A 13,000-nucleotide genomic window follows, 5' to 3' on the forward strand; every position below is an offset into this window, starting at 1 on the left:
GATACGCCCCGCCCGGGGCACGAACCTGCGGCAACCGGACCAGAACCGTCACGCCATCGCTATTTGCCGATGACCAGCAGTTTTCGGTGTCGTAGGAGGTTGGCGTACTGGTCGATACCCCCTCCGGACACCAGTGTCAGCGGCCATGAAATCCTGGCTGGCCATTGACACACCAGTGCTAACCACACAGGGGTTAGTACTGCAACTGGTGCGCCCAGAGATCAGGAGGTGATCGTTTTGCGGTCATGACCTGTGTCGGAAGCTCGTCGTCGCCTGCCGGTGTGAGTCCGGTCCGGGTAGCTGCCAGGAGGCCCGGTAGCAGGCTGGCGGCTCGGTCTGGAAACGGGTCGGGTCGAAGCCCAGCGTCGAAAGCCCTTGTAGGGGAAGCGACTGAGCGGTCCGTAGCGGAAGCGAAGCCTGCCGCGTCGTTAGACATTGAGGGAGAGCCGAGCCGGGCTGTTCACGGTGAAGGCCATGGAAGCGGTGAAGAGCCTGGATGCGCAGCCGTGAAGGACTCCCCGGCGTAGAGGGCGCGGAACGTTCAGAAGGTGACGGCGGGAACTGGGGAGGCCCTCCCCGGCCGAAATGCACTGCGAATTGTGTGGAAAGGCTTGTCCTATAACCGGTGTGGAGCCGGGAAGTGGATCGGGTGCCGGGAGGGAGTCGGAGGCGGTCGTAGTACCGATCGAGCCGGGCGGACAACATAACCGCCGGTGAGGGAAGGGCCGCTGCTTCGTTCACGCGTTGTGTCTGGAAAGGATGGGCCCGGTGAGTGCCGGTCAGGCTAATTCCACCGCTGTGGGGTCGTTGGACCCGGTTCGAGCCTTGCAGCACACGCTTTACCGGTCGGCCAAGGCTGATCCGGGACGACGGTTTCATGCGTTGCGGGACAAGGTCTATCGCAGAGACGTCCTGTGGCGTGCGTGGGTGGCGGTGCGCCGCAACAATGGTGCGCCGGGTGTCGATGAGACCACCCTGGGGCAGATCGAGGACTACGGTGTCGAGAGATTCCTCGACGAGCTGGCCGAGGACTTGCAGAACGAGCGGTGGCGGCCGTTGCCCGCGCGTCGGGTGCTCATCCCCAAGTCGGGGTCTAGTGAGAAGCGGCCGTTGTCGATTCCTGTGGTTGGTGATCGTGTGGTGCAGGCTGCGGTGAAGATCGTGCTCGAGCCGATCTTCGAGGCGCAGTTCCTGCCGTGCAGTTTCGGGTTCCGCCCGAAGCGGTCGACACACGATGCGCTGCAGGTGCTCGTCGACGAGTCCTGGCGAGGCAACCGATGGGTGGTGGAAACTGATATCGCCAACTGCTTCTCGGCGATTGGGCACGAGAAGCTGATGGCAGCGGTCGAGGAACGCGTCAGTGACCAGGGCATGCTGAAGCTGCTGCGCGCGGTGTTGCGCGCGGGAGTGATGGCCGGCGGTTCGGTGCGCCGTGAGGTGACCGGAGCCGCGCAAGGCGGACCGCTTTCGCCGTTGTTGTGCAACGTGTATCTGCACCGGCTCGACCGGGCATGGGACACGAATGCGCACGGAGTGCTGGTCCGATACTGCGATGACCTGGTGGTGATGTGCCGATCGCGTCGGCAGGCCGAGGCCGCGCTTGCGCGGCTGGTAGTTCTGCTGGGTGAGCTCGGGCTCGAGGTCAAGGAGTCCAAGACCCGGATCGTGCATCTGGTCGAGGGCGGCAAGGGAGTGGACTTCCTGGGCTTCCACAATCGGCTGGTGCGCGGGTGGACTCCCCGGTCGGCGCATCTGGTGTTCCTTGCTCGTTGGCCCTCACGCAAGGCGGTGCAGCATGCTCGGGACCGGATCCGGTCGATCACGGCCCGGCACCGGATGCTGCTGCCGACCGAACACATCGTGGGAGAGCTGAACCTGTTCCTGCGGGGATGGGCCGGATACTTCCGTTATGGGAACTCGGCTCTGCTGTTCGGTCAGATCAGAAACTATGCCCTCTCGCGTCTGGCGTTGCTGTTGTCCAAGCGGGGCAACCGGCGACACGCATGGGGATGGGGCATGGCCCAGGTGCTGGCGTCGCCGGACCACCTCGGGCTGATCAGCCTCGATGGAATCGTCGTGCCGCCCAGGCCCTTTCGGACCTGGAAGGGTTGAATGCCGCCGGTGAAGAACGTCGGTAAGCCGTGTGCGGGAGAACCGCATGCACGGTTTGACGGGCGGGAGCTGGAAACGGATCGAATGGCCGGTCATGGTGGGGCAGAAGAACGATCAAGCGGGAAAACCGTTCGGTCACAGTGGCTTCCACACCTACAACCGCTCACGACACCGCGCCAGTTCCCGACCCAACCCACTCAGGTGAGTGGGTGGCCGCGTCGCCGGTAGTGCGACAGACGGGCTTGGTGTTGTCGGCGTCGTCGCCAGCGTGACCAGGCCCAGATGTGGTCGGCGGCGTGTAGTGGGGTGAGCACGAACGCGATGAGTAAGCGGCGGATCTCCGGTAGCGTGAGAGCGATCATGCCTTCTTCGCTGGCGGCGAGTCCCCCTTTGCAGCAAGGGTTTTCGTGGCGGCGAGCCAGGCCAGGGCGAGCATCGACAGGGTGATGTGGGCATACCAGGCGCGCCATTTGCGGGCCTGGTAGTGATCCAGCCCGGCCTCGCCTTTGGCCTGCTGAAACGCTTCTTCCACGTGCCAGCGTGACCCGGCGGTCCAGGCCAGATCGACCAGCCGCGCGGTGGCCGGGCCATAGCAGATGTAGTAGGCGATCTCGGTGGGGTCGCTGATCGAGCGGCGCGCCAGCAGCCAGTGCCCGCGTCCGGTCTTCCATGTGCCGTCGATCTGGCGGCGTGCCCAGTCGTATTCGCGGGGGCCGTGCGCGCCGGCACCGACCGACAACCGTTGCCAGGTGCGGTCGCCGAACTCCGTGACCAGCTCGTCGGCGCGGGCGATGCGGTCGGCGCGTGTGGTCAACTGGTGGTCGCAGCGGGTGGCCATCACGTAGAACACGTCGTGGTCTTCGCACCAAGCCCGCAGGTAGCCGGCCTGACCGTAGGCTTCGTCGGCGGTGAACCACGCGAACGGTACCTTCGCCGCCAGCGCGCGCTCCAGCATGGCGATCATCTGCCGCGGCTTTGTCGCGAACTCGACCTCGTCGGGAATCCCAGCGTCACGGCACCGCTCACGATCGCAGGTCCACGACTGCGGGACGTAGAGCTCCCGGTCGATCAGGGCGTGCCCGCGGGAGGACGCATACGCCAGAAACACACCGATCTGACAATTCTCCGTACGCCCGGCCGTTCCGGAGTACTGCCGTTGCACACCAGCGGATCTGGTTGAGTATGTGTCGGGGCTGGTCGCGGGCCTGGAACGCAAGAACGGGTGGACGTTGGCGGAACGCGCTGGTGAGAGCACTCCGGATGGGATGCAGCGGCTGCTGCGCGCCGCCGACTGGGATGTCGACGGGGTGCGTGACGACGTGCGCGACTACGTGGTCGAACACCTCGGCGACCCAGCCGCCGTGCTGGCCGGTGATGAGACCGGTTTCCTGAAGAAGGGCACCGCCCGCCCCCGCGGCTCAGCGCGGGTGAACCGTTCCCCGATCCTCGCCATCAACGAATCCAGTTCGGCCACAGCACGATCCAACACCACGCAACAGGTCTACCAGGAACGAACCACGCGAGTGCAGTTGCAGTACTAAGCGACGTCTCGTTCTGCTCCGACGAGGCACGGCCGCGAGGGTGGCCGGGCGATCACTCCTGTTGCGCCAGGCGTGGCGGCCCGCTCCCTGAACGACGACGTCGTGCTGCTCGAGCAGGAGCTCCTGATCGTCGTCGAGGACGAGGCGGGATCTGGAGTGTCCTGGACGGAGGTTTTGGAGCAGGCTCAGGCGGAGGCGGATGCCGCGCGGTAGCGGGCCGAGCGGGCTCGGGTGGGGCGTGAGGAGTTGGCGTTGCCGTCTGGTACCGGGAGGACGGAGATCTGTCGGAGAAATCAGGTGGCCTGGCAGTACGGCGAGTTCACAGTGCGTCTGGTGGGAGTCGAAGCCGCGCTTGGCTCAGGGTGCGCACCTCGGCTCTTCGCGAGGCACTACTGCGCGGCTATCGAGCGCCGTCGTGCGATGGTGTACTGGGAACCCACAAGCCCACCTGCACGTCAGGTGACGTCCGGCACTGACCGTGTCAGGTGGTGTTGACACCCCAGGTGTGGGCGAGTGCAGCGGCCTCCCCTCGCGTGTCCACTCCCAGCTTGTCGAGGATGTTCGCCACGTGGAACTTCACGGTGGACTCACTGATGTGCAACTCTTCGGCGATGTGCCGGTTGCGTCTGCCGCGCGCGAGGTGTCCGAGGACTTCGAGTTCTCGGTCTCCCAGTACGGTGAGCGGGTCGTTGCGCGGCCCCTGCGGCGGCTCCAGTGGGACCGTGGCGGTGACTGTCGTTCCCCAGCCGGGGACGGCGTCCACTTCCAGCCGCCCGTCCAGGGCTGCCAGTCGTTCGACGACCCGGCGGTTCTGCAATGCGGCGCGTGACAGGACACCGGAACCGTCGTCCCGTACGGTCGCCCGCAGCTCGTTCTCTGCGATTTTCCAGCTGATGTGTACTCGGCTGATCGAATCCGATCCTGGGCCCTGTTCGTTCAGCAGGGCGGACACTACGGATCGCACGGCCGCCCGCGCGGCATGGGCGACGTCGGCGGGCAGGTGCCGGTCGGCGCCTTCCTCCGTGCCGGGAGGGCCCAGATCCAGCCGCACGCCCCGCCCGAGAAACATCGGTTGTAGCGAGTCGGCGAGCCGGGCGAAGCCGTCGCCGGCGGCTTCCTCGGCGAGCGCTCTGTCCTGGTCGGCGCCGGCCCGCAACTCCGCCAGCGCGGAGAGGGCCAGATCGATGGCCCGCTCCCTGGCCCTGTGATCGTCGAGGTCGCGGCGTCGCAGTACGCCGAGCAGCCCGGACAGGACGCCACCGTGGGTGTCCACGAGTTCGGTGATGGCTGCGGCCCGGGCACCGGCTGCCACCCGCGAGAGCGCCAGCGGCCCGGGTACTGCTTCGGAGACGATGCGTGCGCTGTATGCGGTCACCAGATCCCACAGGGTCTGGACGGCGGTGAGGTCGGGGCCCGCGATTGCTGCCTCGTCGGAGCGCAGGAGGACGAGGAGAGCGCCGCGCTCGGCCGCGTCGCTGGCAACGGCGAGCACCGGATTCTCGGTTCCGGCGACCAGGGCTTGTCCCTGCCACGGCTGACCCGGCCGCGCCTGCTTGGTGAGGGCGGCCAGTTCGGCGGTGGTTACCGCCCAGCCGCCTGCTCCGACGGTGTGGATCTTGACGGGTGAGTGCGCACAACTGCCGGACAGCTGCGCGAGCGCCCGGTGCGGGACGGTATCGGCCAAGGCTGCGGACAACCGTGGCAGGATCTCGCGCAGAGGTGCCCGAATGATGTCGGCCGCTGCCGTGAGGTTCATACCATCAGCGTAAACGGCTGCCCGGAACCACCTCCCCCTCCGTTCGGATAGGCGGAACCAGCCGAAAGGCCGGCTGCGATTCGGGGAGCGCCGCGCGACTGTGCCCCAGCCGCAGCTCAGGACCTGTCGCTAGCGAAGCCACTCCCAGGCAATCCGCTCGTCGCTGCCGGCGGCCGGACGAGTGAGCACCGCTGCCGTTACCGTCACTGTCCGGCTGGCTAGGAGAAACTGTCCGAGAGGCCAGGCTCTTGGCGCGGTCAACCGCGCGATCCTGGTTAAGACGGGCCGGGCCGACAGCCCCCGGCGACCTTCGTCGACGGAGCCTGAGCGGTTGCTCGGGCCAGTTCGGACAACGATCAGCACCTGGAGGTGGGCTATGAAAGCCGTGAAGTTCGATGGGCACGGAGACCTTGACGTCCTGGAGGTCCGCAAGGTCGATGACCCCATCGCCGAGCCGGGAGGCGTCGTGGTCCGAGTCGAGGCTGCGGCGATCAACCCGGGCGATATCAAGGTCATCGCAGGAAAGTCGAAGCATTGGGGTGAGCTGACGTTCCCTTCCGGGGTGGGGGCGAGCTTCGCCGGCACGATCGACGCTGTGGGTGTCGGCGTGACCGACTGGGCGGTCGGCGATGGGGTGTACGGCTGGAGTGCCCGCAAGGAGGCCCTGGCCGAGCTTGTGTCCGTGCCCGCCGAGCACTTGGTGGCCAAGCCGGCCGACCTGTCCTGGGAGGTCGCCGGCACGCTGTTCGGCGCGCCGTCGGCCGCCTGGTCCGCCGTCCAAGCCGTGGGCGCGGCCCCAGGGGACACGATCGTCGTCTCCGCTGCTGCCGGGGGCGCTGGCGGCTTCGCCGCTCAGTTTGCGCGCACCAAGGGCGCGACGGTGATCGGGCTCGCGAGCGAGCACAACCACGAGTGGCTGCGTTCGCGCGGGGTCGTTCCGGTGCAGTACGGCCAGGGGCAGCTCGAGCGCATTCGTGATGCCGCACCCGGCGGTGTCGACGCGTTCGTAGACACCTTCGGCGGCGGCTACATCGACCTGGCGGTCGAGCTGGGGGTCGACGTCGACCGGATCAACACGATCGTTGACTTCGCCGGCGCCGCACGACTGGGCGTCAAGACCAAGGGCAGCGGCTCGCCTGCGGATCCGCGGGGAGCCCTCGCCGAGATCGCAGCGGCCATCGCGGACGGCTCCATCGAACTCCCGATCGCGCGCACCTACCCACTCGAGCAGGTCCGCGAAGCGTACGAGGAGCTGGGCAAGCGCCACACGCGTGGCAAGATCGTCCTCCACCCCTGAGCCGGGCATCTTCCCGAGCAGCAGCTAACCACCGACGCACTATTACCCCCAAGCCAGTGCCGGGTTGTGAGGCCGGCCCCGGGTGGCGTCTCGGCGACTGCCTTGCCGAAAACCGTCAAGGAGTTCCAGGCAGGCAAACCTCGTTCTCAGCCGCCGCGGTCCGACCCTGATCATCCGGCCCGGACCGGCTCGATCCGTCCCGTGTGACCGTTTCGACGCCGCGGCCGGTCTTCTCTCAGCGTCCCGGCTGCCCGCCCACTGAAGACCCTCTGCCACAGAACCACCCTTGGGGTGCGGGCCAAAAGGGTCATCCCGTTATGTCCAGCCGAGCAGGCTTCCGACAGGTAGCCGATTGAGTCATTACATGAAAGGCACTTCATGAGCACGCACGGTCCTGCCGTTTTCCTTCACGGTGGCCCAGAGGTCTCGGCCGTCTGGGGTCTCCTGCTCGAGCACCTGGAGCGAGACGACGTCTTCCTCCTGTCACCTCCCGGGTTCGGCACGCCCCTACCGGACGGCTTCGACGCGACCTTGGACGGCTACCTCGCCTGGCTGACCGCCCGCCTGGAAGCATTCGGACAGCCCGTCGACCTCGTGGGCCACGACTGGGGCGGAGTACACACCTTCAACCTCGCCATGAACCGCCCCGATCTGATCCGCAGCTGGGTCTGTGACGTGGTCGGCATCTTCCACCCCGACTACGAGTGGCACCACATCGCCCAGACCGTCCAGACCCCGGAACTCGGCGAGCTCTGGGCGGACGAGCTGGCCAACGCACCGATGGAGAAGCGTCTGGAGAGATGGCATGAGTGGGGAGCTTCCGATCCTCTGGCCACGCGGCTGGCCGCCGGACAGGACGCACACATGGGGCAGGCGATCCTCTCCCTCTACCGCTCTTGCGCACAGCCCGTGCTGGCAAAGACCGGGCGGAACGCCTCGGCCGCCTCGGCCTGGCCATCTCCGTGACGGAGATCTGGCCACCGGCACTTACGAGACGCGGCGTGAAGTGGCCACTGAAGCCGGCGCCTCGATCGCCGTCCTGGACGGGCCCGGCCACTTCTGGATGACTCAGGAACCCGCCGCGGGTGCACGCATCCTGAACGACTTCTGGGCAGGACTGCCGTAGCGGGATTAGCACTCACGTCAGCCGCAGATAGCTTCGTCGAGTATCGCTGTCGTCGGAGTTGTACGCCTCCACCAGAATCTCGATGATCTGCCGACGATTCTCCTTACTGAACTGAGCTGCGAGCCAACGATTCAACGGCCCAGCGACATGCGATTCTCTGAGGTTCACAGTCTTCGGATGATCGGCTAGCGCCTCGCTTCCGGGCGCAAGAGTGCGCGCGATGCACCGATAGTAGACATTGCCGTGCGGCATCGCGGGCTGCATCTTCCGACCACAGCCCGTGCAGCGGATTCTGCCCCGCGGTGGCTTGACTGTGGGAGTGTGGTTACCGGTGAGCTTTCCAGGTGTCTGAGCTGTGCCCGTGCCGACTGTGGAGCAGTTGCTGCTGATGCTGGCGGAGCGGGATCGGGTGATCGAGGAGTTGCGTGCCGAGGTCGCGGAGTTGAAGCGGCAGCTGGGGCAGAACTCGGGGAATTCGTCCCGACCGCTATCGGGAGATCGGTTGCAGCGCAGTCCTTCTCGTGTGGAGCGGGGTAAGGCTGGCCGGAAGCCGGGCAAGCAGCCTGGCGGTGAGGGTTTCGCGTTGTGGCGCGAGGCGATTGCTGACCGCATCGAAGAGTATCGGCCGTCGGCGTGTGGTGGGTGTGGCGGTGATCTCGCCGGTGGTCGGACGGTGAAAATCGTTGCCTGGCAGGTGTGTGACCTGCCCGAGGTCATCGCTGCGGAGTTCATCGAGCACAGGGTGCATTCGGTTCGGTGCGGATGCGGGCATGTCACCGCTGCCGCAGCGCCGGCCGGGGTGGGTGCGCCGGTGTCCTATGGGCCCCGGCTGCGGGCACTGGCGTCGGATCTCGTTTTGTCGTTGCAGCAGAACAGATTTCAACAGGCCGCGAGTTTCGGGAGCACGACCTCGGCGGCCTTGCGGCCGGGGACGGTGACCGTCTGTTCGGGCAGGGCGGCCCAGATTTCCTCGGCCAAGCGTGCGCCCATGCGAGGTGCGTGCTTGACGGCGAGGGCGGTGAGCTTGCGTTTCCCGGTGGCGCGGATGCCTTCGGGGCCGCCGCAGCGGGACAGGATTTCCAGCACGGCCGGATGCGCGACGCGGGGGCCGAGGACTCGTTCGAGGGCAGGATGGATGCTGGTGAGCAGGCCGCGGATGCGGTTGCTGGTGCGGGTGGCTTCCACGCTTCGTCGCCGACATCGACCCGGCGCAGCGTGTGCGGCATGGCGCGGGCAGTGTCGGCGATGATGAACGCATCCAGGGCATCGGTTTCGCCTGTCCCGGATAGAGATCGGCGATGCGGCACATCGACAGGCCGGGCAGATAGGCCACGTCGTGGCCGCAGGCACGGGCGACGGTGACCGGCAGTACGCCGATTCCGCGCGTCCAGCGGCATGGGTACATGCACAACGGCGAGACTTCCCATGCTCAATGCGGTGTCCAGAAGCCCCCGGGCTCCGACCGGATTATCCTGCGGCGAGTCCGGACAGATCCCCCTGGTCACGGGCGAGCATGGTCAGCGCGGCCGCATGCGTCTCGCGCCGGTGGTGTGCCAGGAGGCGCAGGCACAGACCTCGGTCCTGGGCGGCGAGCGCGTCGATGAGCTGCTCGTGTTGCTCGATGGCGACCGTGGCGTCGGTGGTGGCAACATGCAGGAGGCGGTAGGGCTCCGACAGTGTCCAGAACTTCTCGGCCTCGGTGAGGTAGATGCCCAGCGACGAGAGGCGGAAGATCTGTGTGTGAAGCTGGCGATTGAGGGTGTTGACCGCCGAGACGTCGGCGTCGTGCGCCGCTTTCACGATCTTCCGGTTGATCGCGTGTAACTGCGCGAGCTCGTCCTCATTGGGCCAGCGGACCGTCCGGAGCAACTCGGTCTCGAGGAATTCGAGCAAGTTCCCGATCTGTTCGAGTTCCTCGGCACTCAGTCTCGTGATGAAGTAGCCCTGGTGTGGCCGGTGCGTCAACAGCCCTTCCGTTGTGAGCACACGGAGCGCTTCGCGCAGCGGCACGCGGCTGATGCCGAGGACGCGCGCCATTTCCTCCTGGCGGATCTGCTGTCCGGGAAGGAGGCGACGATTGATGATCATGTCGCGCAGTTGGTTGATCACGCTCGCGACGCTTCGGCTTCGCATCGCGGACGTGACCAGCTCCGTTGGCCTCACCGGCCGTTGTTCGTCGTCCGCCACCGCTCCGAATATAGCAGCGGGCTGTGTGTCGCCCGCCTGGTCGCGGATCACGGCAGCTGGTAGATCGCGAGGGTGGTCTCGCCGGCTCGCAAGCGCCGGATATGGTCGGCCTCATCCTGTTCTCGCCGATCGGCCTTGTCTCGGACGTCGTCGGCGACAGCCGCGGGAACGCACACCACCCCGTCGGCATCGCCGACGACGAGGTCCCCGAGGCGTACCGTGACGTCGCCCAGCCGGACCGGCTCGCCCAGATCACCGTCGCCGTTCGGGTCCTTGGCGGTGCCCCGAACGCAGAGACGTTCGGCGAAAACCGGCCAGCCGAGTTCGACGAGCCGCCGCGAATCGCGAACGCCGCCGTGGATCACGAGGCCGACGAGGCCGCGGGCGATCGCGGCTTCGGCGAGGATCTCACCCCAGTAGCCGTACTCGAAGCCGCCGCCCGTCTCGACCACGAGCACCTCGCCACGGCTGGCGGCGTACACGGCGCGGTGCAGCCAGAGGTTGTCGCCGGATGGCACCCGGACCGGGAAGGCCGGACCCGCAATGTGCATCTCGGGGGAGAGCGGCTTGATCTGCGCGGGCAATGCGCCGATCCGGCCGGCCGCCTCGTGCACAGTGGCCGAGCTGAGCCGCATGCCGGTCGCCGTCATGACGTCCTCCCCGATCGGGTCTGCAGGTCGTGGTAGCCGACGGCGCGGCGTGCCTCGAGTAGGGTGGCGCCGTTCTCAATGGCCGCCCGGATGGCGTCCTCGGCGCGCTCGATCTCCTCGGCGGCCGTCAGGACGTCGTCGGCCCGGGAAGCGGGAAGGACGACCAGGCCGTCGCCGTCACCGAGGAGCAGATCGCCCGGTTCGACGCGAATCCCGCCGATGGACACCGGAACCTGCGTGGCCTCGACGCGGACCCGGTCCTTGCCGGTACGCATCCAATTGCCGCGGGAGAAGATCGGGTAGCGGAGGGTGAGGCTGCGGTCGACGTCTCGGCAGACGCCGTCGATGACCGTCCCGGCGACGCCGCGGTGGTGGGCGGTGGTGGTGAGCAGGTCGCCCCACACCGTGGCGTCGAGACGTCCTTGGTTGTCGAGTACGACGACGTCGTTGGGGCCGAGGTCGTCGATGTAGTCGCCGACACTGCCCCGGTCCTGTCCGACCGGTCCGTAGCGCAGCGTCCAGGCTCGGCCTACGAGGCGGAAATTTCGGTCGAGTGGGGCGATACCCAGAGCTTGTCCGGCGATTCCGAGGCGGTCGAGCGCGTCGGAGACCGCAGAGGTGGAAAGCGCCGCCACCCGGGCTTGATATGTCTGCTCAGTGGTGACCATAGGTCAGCTCCTCGTAGGTCTTGCCCATGACTTCGGATACCGGCGTGCCGGCCTCGATCGCGGTTGCCATGGCCGCCTCGGTCGCGGCGATCCGTTCGGCGGTGGCCAGCACTTCGTCCGCATGCGCCGCCGGAATGACGACGACCCCGCCTGAATCGCCGAGGACGAGGTCGCCGGGAATGACGGTCACCCCGCCGAGTTCGACCGGCTGGCCCCAGGAGTGTTCGGTCGTCCGCCCGCGCGCGGTGACCGGCGTTGCGGCACGGGCCATCACGGGCAGTCCGGCCTCGGCCGCCTCGGCCAGGTCCCGGGCGGCGCCGTCGACCACCACGCCTTCGACACCACGGCCCGCGGCGGCCCGCGACAGCAGACCACCCCACCCGGCGCAGTCGGTCCGGCCCTGGTGGGCGACGGCGATGACGTCGCCCGGCCCGGCGGACTCGACAGCCGCGGTGCCGAGATGCCGCTTCGTGGGCGCGGCCGACTGGCCGGATGGCGGGCCGAGTAACACCGTGACGGCGCGACCGGCGAGCGGCCGCTGAGCCGCGAGCGGGCGGAGCCCGTCGACAACGCCGGTGAGACCGTGCCGGTCAAGGGCATCAGACACCGCGCAGGTGTCGAGCGCCCGTAACCGTTTCACGAGATCGCTCACTAGGGCACCATCCTTTCTGCAGCCGGGGAAACACGAGACGTGCGTTGTCCTCGAACACTGCGTGCCGGTCGGTGTCCGATTAGGAACCCGAAGCCTTCGATGACGGGTTTGAGGTCGTCGAAGTCGCGGCCGGTGTCCGGGTTGGGGGCGCTGCCGCTGCCCGGTTTCTCGGTGCCGAACAGCACCCGGTCCGCGCCCACGGTGCGCAGCAGGAGTTCCAGCGACGGCGGATGGTGCAGCACGGTGTCGAACCAGAACCTGCGCAACGAGGTCTCGAACCGCTCCGTCGCGGGGCCGCCGCCGAGCGCCGGGTGCAGGACTTCGGCCTGCCAGCGGCCGATCTGGTAGGGCACGGAGCCGCCGCCGTGCGAGATCAACACGCGAAGCGTGGGGAAGTCGGTGAACATCGGGCTGCGCAGCATCGACAGGATCGCGATGGATTCCTCGGTGATGAAATGCTCGCTGTAGGTCTCGCGCTCGCTGTAGCAGCCCGCGGAGTGGACGTGCATCGGCAGGTCGTAGTCGACCAGTTTCTCATACAGCGGGTACCAGTACCGGTCGCCGAGCGGGGGAGTGGCGCCCCGGCCCTCGTGCAAGTCGGGGTTGACCAGCACACCGACGAAGCCGAGGTCCACGGTGCGGTCGAGTTCGGCGAAGGCCACCTCGACGGGCTGGTCGGGCACCAGCGGCAGCGCGCCGACCCCGGCGAACCGGTCCGGGTGCAGCGCGACGGTTCGGGCGATGGTGTCGTTGTTCGCGCGGATCCACGGTGCCACCAGCCTGGCGGGGCTCATGGAGGTGCCCAGGTGGAATGGGCGCGGGGACAACAGCTGCAGATCGGTCCCCACCGAGTCCATGATGGACACGTTGCCCGCGGCGGCCTGTGCCAGCGCGTCATCGGGAACCTTGGGTTTGCCCGCGTGATAGCCGCCGTCGGCGATCAGCGCGGCACGGTAGGCGTAGAGCCCGTCCGGCGCGACGACGTGGGCGTGTGAGTCAATGATCATGAAT

Annotated in this window: 13 protein-coding genes and 3 pseudogenes; 6 read left to right on the forward strand and 10 right to left on the reverse strand. The window is 67.5% G+C overall.

The features are described 5' to 3' along the window. Positions 1–768 precede the first annotated feature (768 nt). On the forward strand, positions 769–2,112 hold the full coding sequence (gene ltrA, locus ACIBI6_RS40035) for a group II intron reverse transcriptase/maturase (protein WP_364360330.1): 1,344 nt from the start codon (positions 769–771) through the stop codon (positions 2,110–2,112). Between the two features lie 197 nt (positions 2,113–2,309). On the opposite strand, the gene ACIBI6_RS40040 is transcribed toward ltrA, so the two are convergent. After that, on the reverse strand, positions 2,310–2,474 hold the full coding sequence (locus ACIBI6_RS40040; RefSeq protein WP_328401500.1) for a hypothetical protein: 165 nt from the start codon (positions 2,472–2,474) through the stop codon (positions 2,310–2,312). Beyond that, positions 2,471–3,274, reverse strand: a complete 804-nt coding sequence (locus tag ACIBI6_RS40045) for an IS701 family transposase (RefSeq protein WP_396960354.1) — start codon at positions 3,272–3,274, stop codon at positions 2,471–2,473. Before ACIBI6_RS40045 ends, ACIBI6_RS40040 begins: the two co-directional genes overlap by 4 nt. 19 nt (positions 3,275–3,293) lie before the next feature. Between ACIBI6_RS40045 and ACIBI6_RS40050 the strand changes: the two are divergent. Beyond that, positions 3,294–3,512: pseudogene (locus tag ACIBI6_RS40050) on the forward strand (transposase); the annotation flags it as partial. Positions 3,513–3,725: 213 nt separating this feature from the next. Next, positions 3,726–3,866 (forward strand): hypothetical protein, encoded by a 141-nt coding sequence (locus tag ACIBI6_RS40055; protein WP_364359958.1) that lies wholly within the window; start codon positions 3,726–3,728, stop codon positions 3,864–3,866. A 268-nt stretch (positions 3,867–4,134) separates the two neighbouring features. Here the strand turns inward: ACIBI6_RS40055 and ACIBI6_RS40060 are convergent, their stop codons facing one another. Beyond that, on the reverse strand, positions 4,135–5,409 hold the full coding sequence (locus ACIBI6_RS40060) for a LuxR C-terminal-related transcriptional regulator (protein WP_396960357.1): 1,275 nt from the start codon (positions 5,407–5,409) through the stop codon (positions 4,135–4,137). A 376-nt stretch (positions 5,410–5,785) separates the two neighbouring features. Between ACIBI6_RS40060 and ACIBI6_RS40065 the strand changes: the two genes are divergently transcribed. Next, on the forward strand, positions 5,786–6,706 hold the full coding sequence (locus tag ACIBI6_RS40065; RefSeq protein WP_329406729.1) for an NADP-dependent oxidoreductase: 921 nt from the start codon (positions 5,786–5,788) through the stop codon (positions 6,704–6,706). Between the two features lie 378 nt (positions 6,707–7,084). Next, a complete protein-coding gene (locus tag ACIBI6_RS40070; protein WP_396960359.1) occupies positions 7,085–7,672 on the forward strand; it encodes an alpha/beta fold hydrolase in 588 nt (195 codons plus the stop codon). A 172-nt stretch (positions 7,673–7,844) separates the two neighbouring features. Here ACIBI6_RS40070 and ACIBI6_RS40075 read toward each other — a convergent pair whose 3' ends face one another. Then, positions 7,845–8,096, reverse strand: a complete 252-nt coding sequence (locus ACIBI6_RS40075; protein ID WP_364359950.1) for a hypothetical protein — start codon at positions 8,094–8,096, stop codon at positions 7,845–7,847. Positions 8,097–8,220: 124 nt separating this feature from the next. Here ACIBI6_RS40075 and ACIBI6_RS40080 point away from each other — a divergent pair. Next, positions 8,221–8,397: pseudogene (locus ACIBI6_RS40080) on the forward strand (DUF6444 domain-containing protein); the annotation flags it as partial. A gap of 323 nt (positions 8,398–8,720) precedes the next feature. On the opposite strand, the pseudogene ACIBI6_RS40085 reads toward ACIBI6_RS40080, so the two are convergent. From ACIBI6_RS40085 to ACIBI6_RS40110, 6 genes and pseudogenes are all read right to left on the reverse strand, one after another. After that, positions 8,721–9,210: pseudogene (locus tag ACIBI6_RS40085) on the reverse strand (transposase); the annotation flags it as partial. An 89-nt stretch (positions 9,211–9,299) separates the two neighbouring features. Then, entirely contained in the window at positions 9,300–10,019 is a 720-nt protein-coding gene (locus ACIBI6_RS40090) for a GntR family transcriptional regulator (protein WP_329406736.1), read from the reverse strand. Positions 10,020–10,066: 47 nt separating this feature from the next. Beyond that, the gene (locus ACIBI6_RS40095; RefSeq protein WP_329406738.1) at positions 10,067–10,669 is read right to left on the reverse strand and encodes a 4-hydroxy-4-methyl-2-oxoglutarate aldolase; all 603 of its coding nucleotides are present in this window, start codon (positions 10,667–10,669) and stop codon (positions 10,067–10,069) included. Continuing rightward, complete coding sequence (locus tag ACIBI6_RS40100) at positions 10,666–11,337, reverse strand: RraA family protein (RefSeq protein ID WP_329406741.1); 672 nt, start codon at positions 11,335–11,337, stop codon at positions 10,666–10,668. Before ACIBI6_RS40100 ends, ACIBI6_RS40095 begins: the two co-directional genes overlap by 4 nt. Next, positions 11,324–11,989, reverse strand: coding sequence for an RraA family protein (locus tag ACIBI6_RS40105; RefSeq protein ID WP_396960362.1), 666 nt, complete (start codon positions 11,987–11,989; stop codon positions 11,324–11,326). Before ACIBI6_RS40105 ends, ACIBI6_RS40100 begins: the two co-directional genes overlap by 14 nt. Next, the gene (locus ACIBI6_RS40110) at positions 11,989–12,996 is read right to left on the reverse strand and encodes an amidohydrolase family protein (protein WP_329406746.1); all 1,008 of its coding nucleotides are present in this window, start codon (positions 12,994–12,996) and stop codon (positions 11,989–11,991) included. The genes ACIBI6_RS40105 and ACIBI6_RS40110 overlap by 1 nt, the downstream gene beginning before the upstream one ends. Positions 12,997–13,000 lie beyond the last annotated feature (4 nt).

This window comes from Nocardia sp. NPDC050412 (genome assembly GCF_044458825.1).
Lineage (GTDB): Bacteria > Actinomycetota > Actinomycetes > Mycobacteriales > Mycobacteriaceae > Nocardia.